The 18,570-nt window shown below is 53.8% G+C and carries 16 protein-coding genes; 6 read left to right on the forward strand and 10 right to left on the reverse strand.

Going from position 1 to position 18,570, the window contains the following annotated elements; all coding sequences use genetic code 11:
- Positions 1-3 precede the first annotated feature (3 nt).
- Positions 4-930 carry a branched-chain amino acid transaminase gene (locus CUZ56_RS13585; RefSeq protein ID WP_239442530.1) on the reverse strand — a complete coding sequence of 309 codons (927 nt, stop codon included), beginning with the start codon at positions 928-930 and terminating at the stop codon, positions 4-6.
- 254 nt (positions 931-1,184) lie between these two features.
- On the opposite strand from CUZ56_RS13585, the gene CUZ56_RS13590 reads away from it, so the two are divergent.
- Entirely contained in the window at positions 1,185-2,375 is a 1,191-nt protein-coding gene (locus tag CUZ56_RS13590) for a M20 aminoacylase family protein (RefSeq protein WP_126980953.1), read from the forward strand.
- Positions 2,376-2,449: 74 nt separating this feature from the next.
- On the opposite strand, the gene CUZ56_RS13595 is transcribed toward CUZ56_RS13590, so the two are convergent.
- The 3 genes from CUZ56_RS13595 to CUZ56_RS13605 form a co-directional block, all read right to left on the reverse strand.
- Complete coding sequence (locus CUZ56_RS13595) at positions 2,450-2,878, reverse strand: STY0301 family protein (RefSeq protein WP_126980954.1); 429 nt, start codon at positions 2,876-2,878, stop codon at positions 2,450-2,452.
- 75 nt (positions 2,879-2,953) lie between these two features.
- The gene (locus CUZ56_RS13600) at positions 2,954-3,688 is read right to left on the reverse strand and encodes a transaldolase family protein (RefSeq protein ID WP_126980955.1); all 735 of its coding nucleotides are present in this window, start codon (positions 3,686-3,688) and stop codon (positions 2,954-2,956) included.
- 53 nt (positions 3,689-3,741) lie between these two features.
- On the reverse strand, positions 3,742-4,350 hold the full coding sequence (locus CUZ56_RS13605; protein ID WP_126980956.1) for an HdeD family acid-resistance protein: 609 nt from the start codon (positions 4,348-4,350) through the stop codon (positions 3,742-3,744).
- A 1,132-nt stretch (positions 4,351-5,482) separates the two neighbouring features.
- Here CUZ56_RS13605 and CUZ56_RS13610 point away from each other — a divergent pair.
- Positions 5,483-6,016, forward strand: coding sequence for a hypothetical protein (locus tag CUZ56_RS13610; RefSeq protein WP_204250912.1), 534 nt, complete (start codon positions 5,483-5,485; stop codon positions 6,014-6,016).
- A gap of 142 nt (positions 6,017-6,158) precedes the next feature.
- On the opposite strand, the gene CUZ56_RS13615 is transcribed toward CUZ56_RS13610, so the two are convergent.
- The gene (locus CUZ56_RS13615; protein WP_126980957.1) at positions 6,159-7,421 is read right to left on the reverse strand and encodes an RsmB/NOP family class I SAM-dependent RNA methyltransferase; all 1,263 of its coding nucleotides are present in this window, start codon (positions 7,419-7,421) and stop codon (positions 6,159-6,161) included.
- A gap of 85 nt (positions 7,422-7,506) precedes the next feature.
- Positions 7,507-8,076, reverse strand: a complete 570-nt coding sequence (gene purN / locus CUZ56_RS13620) for a phosphoribosylglycinamide formyltransferase (RefSeq protein WP_126980958.1) — start codon at positions 8,074-8,076, stop codon at positions 7,507-7,509.
- A gap of 192 nt (positions 8,077-8,268) precedes the next feature.
- On the opposite strand from purN, the gene mdtD reads away from it, so the two are divergent.
- The 3 genes from mdtD (at position 8,269) to CUZ56_RS13635 (ending at position 10,839) form a co-directional block, all read left to right on the forward strand.
- Positions 8,269-9,687: a multidrug transporter subunit MdtD gene (gene mdtD, locus CUZ56_RS13625; protein ID WP_126980959.1), complete on the forward strand. Its 1,419-nt coding sequence runs from the start codon at positions 8,269-8,271 to the stop codon at positions 9,685-9,687.
- A 203-nt stretch (positions 9,688-9,890) separates the two neighbouring features.
- Positions 9,891-10,373: a bacterioferritin gene (gene bfr / locus CUZ56_RS13630; protein WP_126980960.1), complete on the forward strand. Its 483-nt coding sequence runs from the start codon at positions 9,891-9,893 to the stop codon at positions 10,371-10,373.
- Between the two features lie 154 nt (positions 10,374-10,527).
- Positions 10,528-10,839: a hypothetical protein gene (locus CUZ56_RS13635; RefSeq protein WP_126980961.1), complete on the forward strand. Its 312-nt coding sequence runs from the start codon at positions 10,528-10,530 to the stop codon at positions 10,837-10,839.
- A gap of 242 nt (positions 10,840-11,081) precedes the next feature.
- Here CUZ56_RS13635 and CUZ56_RS13640 read toward each other — a convergent pair whose 3' ends face one another.
- The 4 genes from CUZ56_RS13640 to ppsA all read right to left on the reverse strand — a co-directional run bounded on the left by CUZ56_RS13640 (position 11,082) and on the right by ppsA (position 17,314).
- On the reverse strand, positions 11,082-11,786 hold the full coding sequence (locus CUZ56_RS13640; RefSeq protein ID WP_126980962.1) for a response regulator transcription factor: 705 nt from the start codon (positions 11,784-11,786) through the stop codon (positions 11,082-11,084).
- Positions 11,787-11,795: 9 nt separating this feature from the next.
- Positions 11,796-13,370, reverse strand: coding sequence for a sensor histidine kinase (locus CUZ56_RS13645; protein ID WP_126980963.1), 1,575 nt, complete (start codon positions 13,368-13,370; stop codon positions 11,796-11,798).
- 15 nt (positions 13,371-13,385) lie between these two features.
- Positions 13,386-14,735, reverse strand: a complete 1,350-nt coding sequence (locus tag CUZ56_RS13650) for a vWA domain-containing protein (RefSeq protein WP_126980964.1) — start codon at positions 14,733-14,735, stop codon at positions 13,386-13,388.
- Between the two features lie 185 nt (positions 14,736-14,920).
- Positions 14,921-17,314: a phosphoenolpyruvate synthase gene (gene ppsA / locus CUZ56_RS13655; RefSeq protein ID WP_126980965.1), complete on the reverse strand. Its 2,394-nt coding sequence runs from the start codon at positions 17,312-17,314 to the stop codon at positions 14,921-14,923.
- A 204-nt stretch (positions 17,315-17,518) separates the two neighbouring features.
- On the opposite strand from ppsA, the gene ppsR reads away from it, so the two are divergent.
- On the forward strand, positions 17,519-18,349 hold the full coding sequence (gene ppsR / locus CUZ56_RS13660; RefSeq protein ID WP_126980966.1) for a posphoenolpyruvate synthetase regulatory kinase/phosphorylase PpsR: 831 nt from the start codon (positions 17,519-17,521) through the stop codon (positions 18,347-18,349).
- Positions 18,350-18,570: the final 221 nt, after the last annotated feature.

The raw sequence follows: 18,570 nt of genomic DNA on the forward strand, positions 1-18,570 counted from the left end.
AAATTAAATCAGGCTTAACCAGGATGCATATTTGGCATTGCGGCCATGTACCACATCAAAAAATGCTTTCTGAATCTTTTCTGTGATCGGGCCGCGACTGCCCGCACCGATCTCAATGCGGTCAATAGCCCGGATCGGCGTCACCTCAGCGGCCGTACCGGTGAAAAACACCTCGTCAGCCACATACAGTTCATCGCGAGTCATGCGCTTTTCCACCACTTTCAGGCCCAGGTCACCACACAACGTAATGACGGTATTGCGCGTAATGCCGTCCAGCGCACCGGATGACAGGTCAGGCGTATACACCACGCCCTTGGAAACCACAAACAGGTTTTCGCCGGAGCCTTCGCTCACATACCCGGTCGGATCGAGCATGATGGCTTCATCAAAGCCATTGTCGGTGGCTTCGCGGTTGGCCAGAATGGAATTGGTATAGTTCGACACCGATTTGGCTTTGGTCATGGTGGCATTCACATGGTGGTGCGTAAAGCTGGATACCATCACACTGATGCCCTTGGCCAGCCCCTCTTCACCCAGATAAGTGCCCCAGCTCCATGGCGCCACCATCACATGGATGGTCTGCCCCTTGGACGAAACGCCCAGGCTCTCAGAGCCCACCCAGACCAGCGGCCGGATGTAGCAGCTCTTCAGGTTGTTGGCGCGCACCACATCCTTATGTGCCTGAATCACTTCTTCCAGAGAAAAAGGTACTTTCAGGCGCAATACCTTGGCACTGTTGAACAGGCGGCGGGTATGGTCATCCAGCCGGAAAATCGCCGTGCCCTGCGGTGTTTCATAAGCACGCAGCCCTTCAAACACACCGCAGCCATAATGCAGCGTATGCGTGAGCACATGGACCTTGGCATCACGCCAGTCCACCAGCCCGCCATCCATCCATATCTTGCCATCTCTATCATCCATTGACGTCATTTTTTAAACCTCACCTAATAAACGGGACAACGCCGCATTCAAAATGCAGCGCAAAAACTGTTTGCAGGCCGTCTCCATCAAACCTGCACATTGGATATTGCAACCACCAGGCCGGTTGTACTCCAGGCCCCTGCTGAAATGACGCCTTGGCAACAGGCTTGTAGCGCATTGCCTATGTCTTGCACAGTTATAACCAAATTAACTGATAATTATATGCTTTCGTACACAGATTGACAGACCCGACAACCTAATTTATGAAGCTCATTGAGGCCATTGAGGCCGCCGCCCCTGCCATCGCCGAACTCAGAAAACGCCTGCATGCGCGGCCGGAACTGAGTTTTGAAGAGCACCACACCGCCAGCCTGATCGTCGCGACCCTGCAAAGCTGGGGCATTGAGGTGCATTACGGCTTGGCCGGCACCGGCGTGGTCGGGGTCATCCGCAACGGCACATCAGCCCGCGCCGTAGGTTTAAGAGCCGACATGGATGCCCTGCCCATGCAGGAGCAAAACACCTTTGCCCATGCCAGCATACATCCGGGCAAAATGCACGGTTGCGGACATGACGGACATGTCGCCATGTTGCTGGCAGCAGCCCAGTACCTGGCCCGCCATCGCCACTTTGACGGTACGGTTTATCTGATCTTTCAGCCGGCCGAAGAAGACGGCGCCGGCGGCCGCGTGATGATCAAGGACGGGCTGTTTGAGCGCTTTCCGATGGACGCCGTATTCGGGCTGCACAACTGGCCGGAACTGCCCGCAGGCACCATGGCAGTCTCACCCGGGCCGGTCATGGCTTCGTGCAGCGACTTTCACCTGCACATTCAGGGCAAAGGCAACCATGCGGCCATGCCGCACCTGAGCGTTGACCCGCTGCCCATTGCCTGCCAGGTTGTGCTGGGCTGGCAGACCATCGTCTCACGCAACCGCAACCCGTTTGATGTGGCCGCACTCTCGGTCACCACCATCAATGCCGGGCAGGCCAGCAATGTCATCCCGGAAAACTGCAGCCTCAGCGGCACCGTGCGCACATTTGATCACCAGGTCACCCGGCTGATTGAGCAGCGTATGCGCGAACTGGCCGAGCATACCTGTGCGGCTTATGGTGCCAGTTGCCGGTTTGAATTTGTGCATACCTACGTCCCCACGGTCAACCATGCGCAGGAAGCCGAACTGGCACGCGCTGTCATGAGCGATATTCTGGGCGAGCAGCACGTGCTGGCGCAGCAGCCGTCGCTGGCCTCGGAAGACTTTGGTTATATGCTGCAACAAAAACCGGGCGCGTATGCGTTTATTGCCAACGGCAATGGTTCACACCGCCTGCACGGACACGGCCTGGGCGCATGTGAACTGCACAACCCCAGCTATGACTTCAACGATGACATCATTTCGCTGGGCGCAACCTACTGGGTGCGGCTGGCAGAACGCTACCTGTCTGACGCCTGATGCGGTCGTGCCACCCTATCCTATTTCTATTTGCTACTGTGACGCAGCCATGGCTGAAACACCGCACAAGCGGCTCAGCGGCATGTGACCGTGATATTGATCTGCCCCTGAACCGGCCCTTTTTCAGAAACAGCAGTACAAGAAGCAGACGCATCGTCCAGCCGCATGATCAGTTTGGTCGCTCCGGCGCCGTAATTGCATGCCAGCCATTTGCCTTCAGGATAGCTCCCCTCCAGCGTCCAACTGGGATGTTGCGCCATTTCGTCATCGGGCTTTAAATCCGCATTGTCTTGCGGATGTCCATCGTAAATCGAAACCCCTCTTAACCACAACGGATACTGGCGTGCCATCTGCTCAAAACCGGCGGGAATACTGTCCTGAGACAGGGTTGCTGATTCAAGCATCACGCGTTCCGGGCACACCACGGTCTGCTCGGCCAGCGCATGGCCGGAAAACATCACCATCGCCAAAGCTGCGAACCTTGTTACACACATGTTTGTCATCGGCAGGACTCCTCTTGTATTGGCAGAATTCATGATACAGGCACTCACAGGCTAACAGGCACTAAGCACTAAGAACTAAGCGCCAAACTTCACGCCGGCCTGGGCAATGTCGTTCATGAATGCCTGCACACCGTCGCGCGAAAGCTCGGTCAGATCCTTGCCGCCGGTTTTCACTATGGCATTGTATTTTTTCACCATCGAAAGCGGTGCTGTAATCACCCTGCAACCGGCCTGCTCGGCCTGCCAGATGTTATACACCTCGCGGGTGGAGGCCCACAGCAGCTCTGCCCTGGGGTGCCCTTTGAATATATCGCGACAGGCTTCAACGATGGGAACCGGGTCCACCCCGACATCGGCAATACGCCCGGCAAACACCGAAACCAGCGCCGGTGTGGCCGGGTCCAGTGCATCGGCCACAATCTGTGCCTGCTCCACCGTGAACACACAGGTCACATTCAAGGCAATGCCCTGTGCTGAAAGCTTGCGGATCAGCGGCCCCATGGACTCCCCTGCGGGCGTGATGACCGGCACCTTGACATACACATTGTTACCCCATGCATGGATGATGTGCGCCTCGCGCTCCATGCCCTGCGGCGTATCGCTGAACACTTCAAACGATACCGGCAGTTGCGGCACCAGCGCCAACACCTCTTTGGCGTAACTGGTGTAGTCAGCCACCCCGGCCTGCGATACCAGCGACGGGTTGGTGGTAAACCCCTGGGTTACCGGCAGGCTTAATCCGGTGCGGATGGTCTCAAAATCAGCACCATCGACAAACACTTTGATATCAGGGCGTCTGAATTGCGCCATCACGGTCCTCTCCTGTTGTGGTTTGATCGGTGTCGGTTATTCTATGCGTATTTTCAGCGGTTCAGCGCTTTTCTCAGCGAAAAACCGAACATCAGCATCATCAGCCCTTCAAACAGCAGCTCACACGCCAGGAAAAAGCCGGGCAGTACCAGAGATGAAGGCCCCAGTGTCATGGCGATCAGAAAAGCCGCCAGCACAGCCAGCATACCTGAAGCCACCAGCCAGCCCCAGCCATCCATGCCTCTGGACTGAAACCCCGACACCACGCGCAACACCCCCGCCACAGACAGCACCATGGCAAACAGCACCGTCAACGTCACAGCCATTTCCACCGGTGCGGCAAACGAAACCAGCCCGGTCAGAATCAAGAGAATGCCGCTGAGCAGCCAGAACCAGAACAGGCTTTTGATCCCTCTGACCTGCAATGCAGAAATAATATTGATGACGCCCGTGGCAAACAGCAGCGACCCCAGCACAAATATCGCCACAACGGTACTGATAATGATGTATACGGCTGCAAACGCACCGCAGATGGTCAACAGCAAGCCAAAAACAACAAACCAGCCCCAACTCTTGCGCAACCTGCGCAAATGCTGTCCGATCGGGCTGTTGGATAAAAACTGCTCTTTGGGTGATGGTGGCTGAGTATTCTGATCACTCATGGTGTTCTCCTTGTTCTGTTGTAAGGCCGCTCAGATCAACAGCGCCGATATGGCATGATCTGTCCTTTGCGGCTTTCTTTCGGTTCATTGTACTGCGTCCGGCTTTATCCACGGATGCACCCGTCAAAATGCATGGCACGCTTGCCTTTAACCGCTGGTCTGCAAAATGGAGGAACACGTTTTCAGCCCTTTATTCCGCCAAAATCCTAAACAGGTTTTTAGAAAATGCTGTTTTCGTGAAATAAGTGGCACCTGGGGCAAATATAATAGACGCAGCAATGATCAAAACTGCGATTTATCGACTATCATAAGTACATATTGTCATTTCCCATATTTCCTCAAGTGTGTTCCGCCGGATGTTGCGTGGTAGCGACATCCGGACTTTTCTCAAACAACCCCATACCTCCGCTCTACCATCGCATTGCACTTTTCCATCCGACATCATTTTTCCTATCGACGCATGCTGTATAAAAGTCGCTTCTCTCCATAAAATCAACAAGTTACAGATTCTTTCTGCATTTTCCCAGGTCAAGTTGTCCCCGGAAAGCACAGCAAGGGTCCAAATTTAATTTTGGTACTTATTTCACGCTTTATACATATTTATACTTAAAGTTAATTTTTCAAAATACAACATAACCTATTGACTTAAAACGGAAAATATCCGATGATTCAGTCATACAACAATAAGGGTGAAGGGGAAGCACCCAGAGGGAGAAGATAAGGTCAGTAATCACGTCAGAATAAACATACGATAACTTTACTGATCTAGCTCTCAATTCAGAGCCTGCTTAAACCAGAACATGCTGGAAGCAGGCTTTATTTTTTTCACCACCCGTTATCTATTCTTTTATCGCATAACTGCTGCCTGCCACATCGGCCAGATGATGATTCATGTCCAGCCGTATGGTGTCTGGGCAAAACGAATCCATGTTTCAAAAGATGACACAAGCACATTCTGTATCAGCCATTTTCCGCTGGTGCAGGCATGTTGCGACACAGGTTTGCAGCAATCAAAGAACAACTCAGGCATATGGTCCGCAAAGAGAGTGGTTGGTCTGGGTAAATGCTGAATTTTGCCTCTCTTTTGATGCACCTCAACTGTTGCACGGTACAAAGGCGAACGAACACATATATGTGCGTTATCATTTCAGTATTGCCCAGCAAAACGCTGCTGGTTACCGCACACACGGCATCTGTCATGAAACTTTCGGTACTGACCCATCAGATCACGCACAGGCGTGGCAGCTCCAACAGCACAGAAAGATATTTCTGTGATTTTTTGGTGAATGGTCACTCCCTGCTTGAAATGCTGGACAAACTCTCAGGCAGTAACTCAGGCAGTAAAGACGGGCAGCCCAGTGACCTGATTGGCAGTTTTGTTGTGGGCTATCCTGAACACAACCAGCAAAAGCGCGATCAACTGTTGCTGGCTGCCCAGCCGGATACCGAGTCCGGTCGCATCATGCTCTATATCTGCCCCGAATGCGGCGATCTGGGATGCGGCGCGTACACCGTGCGGGTTGAAAAAACCGGCAACCATTACACTTGGCATGATTTTGCATACGAAAACGGCTACGAGCCGCCACACCTGATTGCCGATACTGCCTTTACATTTGATGCAGCGGCCTATGAACAGGCCATGCAGGATATGACCCTCATCCGCTGAAGCCCTAAAGCCAGCCACCAAGGCCAATCACTAAGGCCCGCCCCTGACGCCGCTGAGATAGAGCCGTGTGCTCATCCCCCAACACCAGCGTAGCGCGCCACATGCCGTGCCGCATCATGCACAACGCTATATGTTCTGCGCTTTAGGCTTTACGCTGCCATACTGCGGCAAAAAAGCCATCGGTCCGATGCCGATGCGTCCACAAGCGCAGATAGTCACCCTGCACCAGTTGATCCGCGTCGGCAACCCCTTGTGCAGCCAGCAACTGCGCAACACTTACCCGTTCAAACTGCGGGTGCTCCTGCCCAAACTGCTGTGCAATGACTTCATTTTCTGCCGGCAGCAAACTGCAGGTGGCATACACCAGAGAGCCACCGGGTTTGAGCAACTGGCAGGCAGAGGCCAGAATGTGCTGCTGCTTTTCTGCCAGTTCCTGAATGCTTTGGGGTGTCTGGCGCCATTTCAGGTCAGGATTGCGGCGCAGGGTTCCCAAGCCCGAACACGGCGCATCCACCAGTACCCGGTCAACCTTGCCGTACAGGCGTTTAACACGTGCATCACGCTCATGCGCAATGGCTGCCGGATGCACGTTGGACAACCCGCTGCGGGCCATACGGGGTTTGAGCGCATCCAGTCGGTGTGCGGATACATCCCACGCGTACAGCCGCCCGGTATTGCGCATTGCCGCACCCAGCGCCAGCGTTTTCCCGCCCGCGCCGGCACAAAAATCCACCACCATATCGCCGCGCTTGGGTGCCACCAGCAGCGCCAGCAACTGGCTGCCTTCATCCTGCACCTCAACGCTGCCGTCCAGAAACAGAGGGTGTTTATTCAATGCCGGTTTACCCTGCACCCGCAGCCCCCAGGGTGAATAAGGCGTCAAAGAAGACTGAATGCCCGATTGCGCCAGTTGCTGCTGCGCCTGCTCGCGCTTGATTTTGAGCGTATTGACGCGCAAATCCAGCGGAGCACTGTGGTCCAGCGCTTCGGCCAGCTCCCAGAACTCCTCTTCTTTTAGTTGCGACTTCAGCGGCTCCACCAGCCACTCAGGCAGGTTATGCCGCAAAGGCTCAGGCATTGCATACATGTCAATCCGGTGAATGCGGTCAAGCCAGGCACGCTCCTGCTCAGACAACATCGGCAACAACGTACGCGCGTCTGCCTGCCAGGCCAAAACTGCCAGCCGGCGCTCCATCGGGCCCGAACCGGACTGCGCCAGATGCTGCAACAGCGGTTTTTGCCGGATAAGTACGTAAACGGTCTCCGCCAGTGCTGCACGCTCACGCATGCCCAGTTGGCGGTTTTCCCGAAAATAGCGCGATACAACAGAATCGGCAGGATATTCAAAGCGCAGCACCAGCTTGACAAGCTGCTGTGCATGTTGCAATAAGTCTTGTGGCGTCATACAAAATCCGGTTTACTCTTTAAGCGCTACATTCAACCCCTGAACAGCCCACCTGTTTGAGGGATTTTGATACAAAAATAACTTTTTACAACTGGGCCAGCAGTTCACCAATCGCCCGCGGATACAGCTCATGCTCAGCTTGCAGCACACGCTGTGCCAGCGTTTCCTCGGTATCTCCTGGCAGAACCGGCACCCGGGCCTGTGCCAGCGTCGGGCCATGGTCGAGCTCCGGGGTCACCCAGTGAACCGTTGCGCCGGCTTCCCGGTGCCCGGCCTCCAGGGCCCGCCGGTGCGTGTGCAAACCCGGAAAATGAGGCAGCAAAGAGGGGTGGATATTCACCATACGCCCTGCATAGTGCGCGACAAACTCCGGCGTCAGAATGCGCATGAACCCGGCCAGCACCACCAGTGCAGGCTGATAAGGGTCAATCACCTGGGCCAGCGCCTGGTCAAACGCCGGGCGGTCTGCATAGGCCTTGTGGTTGACCACATGGGTCGCGATGCCCTGCTGGCCTGCCCATTCCAACCCTGCGGCCTGAGGATTGTTGCTGACAACGGCTGCCACGCGTGCAGGCCACTGCTGTGCCACGCTGGCCTGTACGATCGAGCGCAGGTTGGAACCGCGCCCACTGATAAGAACAACAATATTTTTCATGAGATCAGGGAGGGAATAAGCATTCATTATCCCTGATAATCGCATCACAAAAAGATCGTGCGAAAATTCAGGATTGGTTCACCGGTATTAGCTCGGTATATTAGGCCGCCGTTCACCTTCAAGGCGCTGCTCAGAGTAGCACACTTCATGCAGCACCCTGGACTTGCGGGGCAAGCCCTCTGTTAAGCGTTCATGAAAATAGCATCACAATTCCAACAATCCCCCAGAACCCTGCTGTGGCTGGTCGCAATCGGCTTTTTCATGCAGACGCTGGACAGCACCATTGTCAATACGGCACTGCCCAGCATCGCCAAAGACCTGAATGAAAGCCCGCTGCACATGCAGTGGGTACTGGTTTCCTACATGCTGACCAATGCCATGATCATTCCGGCCTCGGGCTGGCTGGCCGACCGCTTTGGCACCCGCAAGATATTCTCAATTGCCATTGTGCTGTTCATCATCGGTTCAGCAATCTGCGCTTTTTCGCCCAATCTTTCGGTGCTGGTTGGCGGGCGCGTGGTGCAGGGGTGCGGTGCCGCCATGCTGATGCCGGTGGGACGGCTTGCGGTATTGCGCACATTCCCGAAAGACAGGTTCCTCAAGGCCATGAGTTTTGTCACCATTCCGGGGCTGGTTGGCCAGGTCATCGGCCCCACGCTGGGCGGCTGGCTGGCAGAAATGCTGTCATGGCACTGGGTATTCCTGATCAACCTGCCTATCGGCATTGCCGGTGTTGTGGCCACCTGGCATGCCATGCCCGATAAACGCGCCCCGGCGGTAGACCCGTTCGACATCACCGGCTACCTGTACCTGGCTGTGGCCATGGTGGCCATTTCCCTGTCGCTGGACGGCTTTTCATCCCTGGGGCTGGAGCGTGCGCTGGTGGTATTGCTGCTGGTGCTGGGGCTTGCTGCCTGCGCAATCTACTGGCTGCATGCACAACGCGCGGCTCACCCGCTGTTTAATCGCTCCCTGTTTAAGGTCAATAGCTTCAAGGTTGGTATTCTGGGCAATATTTTTGCCCGCATTGGCACCGGCAGCATGCCATTCATGCTGCCGCTGTTCATGCAAACGCAACTCGACTACAGCCCGGCACAAGCCGGCATGATGATGCTGCCGGTTGCTTTTGCCGCCATATTTGCCAAGCGCATGGCCACCTCGCTGATCGGAAACTTCGGTTACCGCTGGGTACTCACCGGCAATACCCTGCTGCTGGGCGCCATGATTGCCAGCTTTGCACTGATGTCGCGAGAACAGCCACTGATACTGAGCCTGTTGCTGCTGGCTTGTTTTGGCGCGGCCAACTCGCTGCAATTCACGGCAATGAACACTGTCACCCTGAAAGACCTGGACGGCACCACCGCCAGCAGCGGCAACACCATGCTCTCCATGACGCAAATGCTTTCCATGAGCCTGGGGGTCTCCATCGCATCCACCATCCTGCAGGCATTCAACGATATGCTCACGCATTCGCTGGTCAAGGACGCTTCACTCACCGCATTTCACCTGTCGTTTGTGCTGATTGGCGTCATGAGCTGCATTGCTTCACTGATATTCTGGCACTTGCCGGCAGACCGCCGCCCCAAAGCGCATGTGGAATCGCTCGGCTGAAAACCGCACATCCGGCAGCCGTGGTTTTGCGTCGCCACCCCCATCCACCCATCATGAATACGCTTTATTCTCATTCGTGATCAGGATAAATCCAAAGGGATACTTTTGCCCCCCATTTGCCCAAAGTATCGGAAAACGCAACAATAGTCAGATTGTCAGATGACAAAGCAAGAATAATCCCACAGATACAGGAGTCTATAAAAATGCAAAGCGATCCTAAAGTCATTGAACACCTGAACGCACAGGTCAAATGCGAACTGACAGCCGTCAACCAGTACTTTGTGCACTACCGCATGTATGAACACTGGGGGCTGGACCGCCTGGCAAAAAAAGAACGCGAAGAATCCATTGAGGAAATGCAGCACCTGGACAAGCTGATGAAGCGCATCTTCATGCTCGACGGCCTGCCCAACCTGCAAGACCAGCACAAGCTGATGATTGGCGAAAACGTCAAAGAAACACTGGAATGCGACCTGAAACTGGAATACGCTGCACAAGCAGCCTGCAAAGCAGGCATGGACTACTGCGACAGCGTGCACGACTATGTGTCACGCGATCTGCTCAAAGACCTGCTGATTGATACCGAAGGCCATATCGATTACCTCGAAACCCAGTTGAGCGTGATCGAAAAAGTCGGCATTCAGAACTACATCCAAAGCCAATTGCCGCAGTTGGACGAAGCATAAGCAAACTGAAAAAATCACTCACTAACGCCTGCATGATGCAGGCGTTTTTTTATCCACCAATATAGATATTGTCATTTATACTATCTGATATTTTTACCGTAGTATTTGTTAGAAAATATTTAAAAAATTATCTTAATTAAAATAGAAATTAACTATGCGCATTCAAAACCATATGAAAAAGGTACTATTATTTTTATGCGCTGTGATGATGTCTCTACCCATTATGGCAGAAGAAAATAAACAGTTAACAGAGCAAGAGGCGATTGATTTGGCAAAGCAAGCCTGCATTGAAAGCGGTATATCAGCTGAAATAGTTGATGAGTCATTGACCAGATACTCTGAAGATGATGGGCAGCGGTTTATTATGTTTAACCCTAAGCGTGAAACAGGTCCTTATTTTGGGTTTGAATCTTTTCATGCGACTATTGACTCCGATGGACAAGCAAGATGTTTTGGAGGAATGTAAAAGTATTTTTGAATTAATTATTAACCCGCTTCGGCGGGTTTTTTCATGCTTGCGGGAGTCTACACAGGATATTTCGATGAATAATTAGTCGGCCCTGCAAAATTTATCCTGAGTAGCGTATTTTCCACCAGGTGGGCGGAGAAAGTATGAATTCAGATAAAAATAAGTGTTTCTCATCAATACATGAACTAGCTAAAGCTTTCAATAATTTGTTCGAACAAGAAACATAAAACAACCAATCACTAACATGAACTCGCTTTATCCTCGTCGCTGTAGCGGTAACCGGCGCCATGCACGGTGCAGATCAACTGTGGCCTGTTGGGATTGAGCTCAACACGCTTGCGCAATTGTGAAATGTGCTGGTCCAGCGTGCGGCTGTTGGGCATATGCTCATAGCCCCAGACCATGTTGAACAGCATGTCGCGCGACACCACCTTGTTTTTATGGCGGTACAGGCATTCCAGTATCCGCACATCTCTGAGGCTGAGCTCTATCTTTTGCGCCTGCCGCATGGCGCACAACCGCTCAGGGTAGACAAGCAAATCACCAAACGGAAAACTCTGTTCCACATCTCCGGCCTGGCTGCGCAGGCAGCGCTTGGCCACGGCTTTGATGCGGGCCCGTATCTCATGCACGCCAAAAGGTTTGCTGATGTAGTCGTCCGCGCCCAGTTCCAGCCCGATCACGCGGTCAATCTCCTCATCCTTGGCCGATAAAAAAATGATCGGTATCTGCTCATTGGCTCTGCGGATTTCACGGCAAACGGAATAGCCATCGAGCTCCGGCATCATGATGTCCAGAATCACAAAGTCAGGCTTTTCCTGCGCGTACATCTGCAACGCCTGCCTGCCGTCCCCGGCACTGACCAGCGTATAGCCTTCGCGCTCCAGCGCTTTGGCAAGCCCCTGGCGAATGTTCACATCATCTTCAGCAATCAGTATTTTCATCGCTTTTTATCACTTGTTTACCTGCATATCCTGCACACCCTGCCCCTGCTGTGCCTGCCCGCTCCGCTGCAAGCGGAGTGTAAAACAGGTTCCGGGGTTGCTGTTTTCCACCCTGATCTCTGCACCCAGGCTGTAGGCCAGTTGCGCCGCAATCGTCAGCCCGATGCCAGTGCCCGAAACACCTTCGGTAATAGAGGAATGAATGCGGTAAAACGGCTTGAAAATCAGCTTGTGATCTTTCACGGGAATGCCGCTGCCATAATCACGCACCCGGATATCCACATGCTTGTCATACACCTGCACCGACAGATCAACCCGTTTGCCACTGGCCGCATACTTTTCGGCGTTGCTTAAAAAGTTGCAGATAATCTGGCTGACGCGGTCCTCATCGGTATGCACACACACATCAGCCCCCACCTCAACGCTAAGCGCCAGCCCCTTGGCGGCAAAAGACGGCATGAACATCTGGGCAATCTGCTCCACCAGCACATTCACCTGCACCGGTTTCAAAACCACCTGGGGCGTGCGTGTGAATGTCAGAATATTCTGAATCAGCCGCGACAGGCGCTGGCTTTCATCAATGATGATGCCGGCATGTTCCTTCGTTTCATCATCATATCCTTCCAGCTCCTCCTTGAGCAGTTCCGCATACAGCGTGATATTGGTCAGCGGCGTCTTGAGTTCATGCGACACCTGGCTGACAAAATTGATCTGCTGCATCGCTTCACGCGCACTGCGCGTATATTCACGATAAATGCCATACACCACCAGCGCAATCACAGCCAGTAACAGCACCACCAGCACACTGCCCCACAGGTAAATGGCCAGCGTATCCGCCGCCTGACCGTAATACACCACCTGCCAGTTTGTCAGCGGGTAAGCCATTCTCTGGCTGGCCATCACGACCAGATCATCCGGCAACAGATCGGTAGCGCTTGCATAAATCAGGCGGTCATTCTCCATGATGTGTACGCTGCCTTCAGCATAGGCAAGGTCAGCGCGGTTCACCACATCGGAAAGCAGCATGATATACGAAAGGCGGAATCCGATGACCAGGTGCTCGTCCTTGCGGATCCAGTACACCAGCAGCGGAAGATCTGCCGTATTGCTGAAATACCAGCCCGAACGCGGCTGGCTGGCTTCATTGACAATGTTGTGTGACATCAGGAGATACGGGTCGCGCAGTACCGGAGCCAGATCGTCAACCAGGCGCTGCTCCTGCGCATTCAGTGTGCCAGTGCCCGAAGGGTATGAAACTGCCGGGTACAGCAGCCCGTGCCTGTCGATGATAAAAATACCGTCAATATCGGCGTCACTGTCGATCAGGGCTTTCAGCCAGGCGTCATCCAGTTGCATATGTGTTGCGGCACTTTGCAGGCGTGACGCCCTGCTTGCCAGAAGCTGCGTCACAACCCCTTGCGCCTGACCAATACGCTCCTGCGCCAGCTCTTCACTCTGATAACGCTTTAACAGCGCCTCATGCTCAATAGCCCGAAAACCCAGATAACCCACCAGCCCGACCATGATCAGCATGGCCAGTATGAAAAAACCATAGTGTCTGGTTGGCAGGTTACCGGGTGTCATTGATTCATAATAAAGTTATTTGGAAATACCGCCCTGCTGGTTTCTGAGCTGGTAGTTCGATTCGCTGAGCGCCTTGCGCGTGTTAATATCATCGCCCGAACTCAGCATATCCAGCATGCGACTGTTGCTTAAAGAGTTTAACCTGATCCGCTCTCTGGCCTGTTCAGAGTTGAGTTGAAGTGCCCAGGCACTGAACTTCGAAGCATTGGCCTCCATAATGGCTTTGGCTTCATCCACACGCCCCTGGTCTATCAACTGAATGGCCCGTTCATTGTCAAGGGTGGACTGCTGCACCGCAGCTTCCACCATCACATCCTCCACCACGGCAGCCTTCACCGCTGCGGCCGAACTGCTGTAAGCAATGCGCACATTCTGCTGCTGGTTCTCATACCGTTTAGCACTCAGGTCATTATATTTGACATCAACCTGTGCAAGGTCCAGCTTCTGATCGGCGGCACCCTTGGCCGGCAGCACTTCCAGCAGCACATATTTTTCCTGATCGGCATACAACTGGTTTAACCTCACCGTCACCGTATTGCCGTCAATCTGCCCTTCACGCCCAAGCAGGCGCACCGGTTTAACACCGTGCGCAATATGAATCGTCACTTCCACATCCTGCGCCACCACCGACATCACATCCTGAAACTCCTTGGCAAACACCCCTTCCAACTGGGCCACATGTTGCACAAAGAAATGATTGCCGTCGCTGTAACCCGCAATCGCGGTCATCAGGTCTTCGTTATACCCCTCCCCAATACCGACAGTGGTAATGGTAATGCCTTTGGCCGCAGCAATGCGCGCCAGCTCGGAAAGCTCGCGGATCGAGGTTGGCCCGACATTGGCCTGCCCGTCTGAAAGCAGAATCACACGGTTGATTCTCTCTTTATCCAGAAACCGGCTGGTCTCATCAACGCCCTTGCTCAGGCCGGCAAACAACGCAGTCATGCCCCTAGGCGTGATTTTTTCGTTGATCAGTGCAATCAGTTGCCTCTTATCCTGCACCCGGGTCGCGGGCACCACCACTTCAACCGAACTGTCATAAGCCACAATAGACAGAATATCGTCGCTTTGCAGCATATTCACTGCCATGATCGCTGCATCACGCGCCCTGGCGATTCTGTCGCCGGACATTGATGACGAACGGTCAATCACCAACGCCAGATTGATTGGGCTGCGCTTGCCCGCTTCCAGCGGCAAGCCCTGCAGCGATACTTTCAGATAATTGGCGTCCTGAGTATTTTCCAGCACAATGGGCGAGGCCAGCTCGGCCCTGATCGTCACCCGGGGTGTAGCGTGCGCCAGTACCCCTGTTAAAAGCGATACCCAAAATACGGCAAAAAGTGTCAGTAAACGTTTCGATCTCATGGCGATACTCCCATTGAATTGTATAACGCCATTGTGGAATTTTTACAGGGTCCAGTTGTCAGTTCTGTGTATTTGAATGCAAAAAGTTTGTAAAAACTGGCAGGCTGCGCTTCATAATCAATTAAAGCAAAAAACGGCTGGTATTGCTACCAGCCGTTTCATGACATCACTTCACACAAAAAGTGTTACTTCGCCAGCCCCTGCCAGGTTGCTACCACGGTATCGGGGTTCAGCGAAATTGACGAAATACCCTGATCCATCAGCCATTTGGCAAAATCAGGATGGTCGCTGGGCCCCTGGCCGCAAATACCAATGTATTTGTTCTGCGCACGGCAGGTGGCAATCACTTTTTCCAGCAATACCTTGATCGCTGGGTCACGCTCGTCAAAATCAGCCGCCAGCAGTTCCATGCCGGAATCGCGGTCCAGCCCCAGGGTCAACTGGGTCAAGTCGTTGGAGCCGATGGAGAAGCCGTCAAAGTACTCCAGGAACTGGTCGGCCAGAATCGCGTTGCTCGGAATCTCGCACATCATGATCAGTTTCAGATCATTCTCGCCACGCTTGAGCCCGTGCTCTGCCAGCAGTTCGGTCACTTTCTTGGCCTGGCCCAGTGTACGCACAAACGGCACCATCACCTGCACATTGTTCAGCCCCATGTCTTCGCGCACGCGTTTGAGCGCCACGCATTCCATGGCAAAAGCTTCGCGGAATTCTTTGCTGATGTAGCGCGCAGCACCACGGAAGCCCAGCATCGGGTTTTCTTCGTCCGGTTCATAGCGTGAGCCGCCAATCAGCTTGCGGTATTCGTTGGACTTGAAGTCCGACAGGCGCACAATCACAGGCTTGGGATAAAACGCCGCGGCAATGGTGGCCACGCCTTCGGCAATTTTGTCCACATAGAAGGCACGGGGTGATGAATGCCCGCGCGCCACCGATTCCACCGCTTTTTTCAGATCGGCGTCCACATTCGGGTAGTCCAGAATCGCCTGCGGATGCACACCGATGTTGTTATTGATGATGAATTCCAAGCGCGCCAGCCCCACACCTCCATTGGGAATCTGGGCAAAGTCAAACGCCAGTTGCGGGTTGCCCACGTTCATCATGATCTTGGTCTTGATGTTGGGCATTTCGCCGCGCTGCACCTCGGTCACTTCCGTTTCCAGCAAACCGTCATAGATATGGCCGGTATCGCCTTCGGCACAGCTGACTGTCACCAGCGCGCCTTCAGTCAATGTTTCGGTCGCATCGCCGCACCCGACCACCGCCGGAATTCCCAGCTCGCGCGCAATAATGGCCGCGTGGCAGGTACGTCCACCGCGGTTGGTCACAATCGCCGCTGCGCGCTTCATCACCGGCTCCCAGTTCGGGTCGGTCATGTCGGTCACCAGCACATCCCCGGCCTTGACCTGGTCAATTTCTGCCACCGAGTGCACAATGCGCACCGGTCCGGCGCCAATCTTCTGCCCAATGGCGCGCCCTTCGGCCAGCACTTTGGAACTGCCCTTCAGGGTAAAACGCTGCTCAACCTTGCCGGCGGCCTGGCTCTTCACCGTTTCAGGGCGGGCCTGCAGGATGTAAATCTTGCCGTCAATGCCGTCCTTGCCCCATTCAATATCCATCGGGCGGCCATAATGCTCTTCAATCACCAGCGCATATTTGGCCAGTTCATGCACGTCCTCGTCGGTCAGCGCATAACGGTTGCGCAATTCCACCGGCAAATCTTCGGTATGCACCAGCTTGCCGCTCTTGGCACGCTCTTCCGGCGAGGAAAACACCATGCGAATCAGCTTAGAGCCCAGGTTGCGGCGAATCAGCGCATTCTTGCCGGCTTTGAGCATCGGCTTGTGCACATAGAATTCATCCGGGTTCACAGCACCCTGCACCACGGTTTCGCCCAGGCCATAACTGGCGGTGATAAACACCACCTGGTCAAAACCCGATTCGGTATCAATGGTGAACATCACGCCCGAAGCGCCCTGGTCAGAACGCACCATGCGCTGAATACCGGCGGACAGGGCCACAGTGGAATGCTCAAAGTCTTTGTGCACGCGGTAGGAAATGGCGCGGTCGTTGTACAGCGAGGCAAATACCTCACGCATTTTCTGCAAAACCTCTTCAATACCGATCACGTTCAGGAAGGTTTCCTGCTGGCCGGCAAAAGAGGCATCGGGCAAATCCTCTGCCGTGGCGGAAGAACGCACCGCAAACGAAGCCTTGTCATTGCCTTCGCTGAGCTTGGCAAAAGCCTCGCGCACGGCTTTTTCCAGATCTGCCGGGAACGGCTGTTGTTCCACCATTTCACGGATTTTGGCGCCTGCGGCAGCCAGTTCGCGCACATTTTCAACGTCCAGCTTGCTCAAAATATCGTTGATGCGCTGATCCAGCCCCTCATACTTGAGAAACTCGCGGAATGCGTGGGCAGTGGTCGCAAAACCAGTCGGCACCCGTACACCATCGGGCAACTGGCTGATCATCTCCCCTAGGGAAGCATTTTTACCACCGACAACATCCACATCTGACATGCGCAGTTTCTCGAACGGAATGACCAGTTCGGTGGTTTCAAAACGTGTTGAAGACATAGAAAACTCCAAAGTGATGTAAAAAAACCGACAGGCATGACCGGAACGCACACAGTGCGTTGTTTATTCTGTAGTGGCCTGATGAGAGTTCCGGACATGGGTAATGAGGAATCTGCTCCATACACATACACAAAGGCATGTGCCTAGGGGATAATATCGAAATTGCCGCTATTTTAATATTTTCTGACTGATAAGGTTTTAAGCATGTCTGTTCGTACGGCTTTTTTCATTTCTGATGGTACTGGTATTACGGTTGAAGCCTTTGGTGCTGCCATGCTCAAGCAATTTGCAATTCCCATCCGGCAGGTCAGGATACCATTTGTTGACTCGGTCGATAAGGTTTATCAGATCATCAAACAAATCAACCAGACCATGGAGACCGATGGCATCAAACCCATTGTTTTTTCGACCATGGCCACCCCCGAAGTTGCCAAAGTGCTGCACGACAATGTCAAAGCGTTGCATTTTGACATGCTCAAGATGATTGTCGACCCGCTGGAAAAAGAGCTCGGCATGGAAAGCAACCACTATGTCGGCCGGTTTTCAGACACCGCGCAAAGCAAATCGTACCAGCAGCGCATTGAGGCCATCAACTACTCTTTAGAGCATGACGACGGCCAGAGCAGCCGCAACCTGGAAATTGCCGATGTCATCCTGGTTGGCGTAAGCCGCAGCGGCAAAACGCCGACATCCATCTATCTGGCCATGCAGTACGGCATCAAGGCCGCCAACTACCCGCTGATTCCCGAAGATTTTGAACGCCACACGCTGCCCCCGGCACTCAAGGAATTCCGCAGCAAGCTGTTTGGCCTGTCGATCGACCCGATACGCCTGTCAGAAATCCGCAATGAACGCCGCCCCGGCTCGCGTTATGCCGATCTGCTCAACTGCCGTGAGGAAGTCGCCGCCGCTGAAGCCATGATGCGCCGCGAAGGCATCCGCTGGCTGTCAACCACGACCAAATCCATTGAAGAAATTGCCACCACCATTTTGCAGGAGCTTAAACCCGACCGGCTCGGTACCGAAAGCGCCTGAAAATGCTGAGGGCTAAGCTACCCTTTCAATTTTCAGCATAATCAATACAAACAACGCAACAAAAAGCCCGGCAGTGCCGGGCTTTTCTATTCAAGTGGCCAATGGCCGTTTTTAAAAGCTCAGAAGTTCAGCCTCCACAGGACCTTGAGTGCATTGTCCCGGCTCCTGTTGCCGAACTCTCCCTCATACCCCACGCTCAGATGCATGTTGTCCTGCAACTC

Origin of the sequence: Saezia sanguinis, assembly GCF_003991585.1 — a bacterium.
Lineage (GTDB): Bacteria > Pseudomonadota > Gammaproteobacteria > Burkholderiales > Burkholderiaceae_C > Saezia > Saezia sanguinis.

Coding starts and splice junctions, on each gene's coding strand:
- CUZ56_RS13585 (WP_239442530.1), bottom strand. CDS start 930: ATGACGTCAATGGATGATAGAGATGGCAAGATATGGATGGATGGCGGG.
- CUZ56_RS13590 (WP_126980953.1), top strand. CDS start 1,185: ATGAAGCTCATTGAGGCCATTGAGGCCGCCGCCCCTGCCATCGCCGAA.
- CUZ56_RS13595 (WP_126980954.1), bottom strand. CDS start 2,878: ATGACAAACATGTGTGTAACAAGGTTCGCAGCTTTGGCGATGGTGATG.
- CUZ56_RS13600 (WP_126980955.1), bottom strand. CDS start 3,688: ATGGCGCAATTCAGACGCCCTGATATCAAAGTGTTTGTCGATGGTGCT.
- CUZ56_RS13605 (WP_126980956.1), bottom strand. CDS start 4,350: ATGAGTGATCAGAATACTCAGCCACCATCACCCAAAGAGCAGTTTTTA.
- CUZ56_RS13610 (WP_204250912.1), top strand. CDS start 5,483: ATGTGCGTTATCATTTCAGTATTGCCCAGCAAAACGCTGCTGGTTACC.
- CUZ56_RS13615 (WP_126980957.1), bottom strand. CDS start 7,421: ATGACGCCACAAGACTTATTGCAACATGCACAGCAGCTTGTCAAGCTG.
- purN (WP_126980958.1), bottom strand. CDS start 8,076: ATGAAAAATATTGTTGTTCTTATCAGTGGGCGCGGTTCCAACCTGCGC.
- mdtD (WP_126980959.1), top strand. CDS start 8,269: ATGAAAATAGCATCACAATTCCAACAATCCCCCAGAACCCTGCTGTGG.
- bfr (WP_126980960.1), top strand. CDS start 9,891: ATGCAAAGCGATCCTAAAGTCATTGAACACCTGAACGCACAGGTCAAA.
- CUZ56_RS13635 (WP_126980961.1), top strand. CDS start 10,528: ATGCGCATTCAAAACCATATGAAAAAGGTACTATTATTTTTATGCGCT.
- CUZ56_RS13640 (WP_126980962.1), bottom strand. CDS start 11,786: ATGAAAATACTGATTGCTGAAGATGATGTGAACATTCGCCAGGGGCTT.
- CUZ56_RS13645 (WP_126980963.1), bottom strand. CDS start 13,370: ATGACACCCGGTAACCTGCCAACCAGACACTATGGTTTTTTCATACTG.
- CUZ56_RS13650 (WP_126980964.1), bottom strand. CDS start 14,735: ATGAGATCGAAACGTTTACTGACACTTTTTGCCGTATTTTGGGTATCG.
- ppsA (WP_126980965.1), bottom strand. CDS start 17,314: ATGTCTTCAACACGTTTTGAAACCACCGAACTGGTCATTCCGTTCGAG.
- ppsR (WP_126980966.1), top strand. CDS start 17,519: ATGTCTGTTCGTACGGCTTTTTTCATTTCTGATGGTACTGGTATTACG.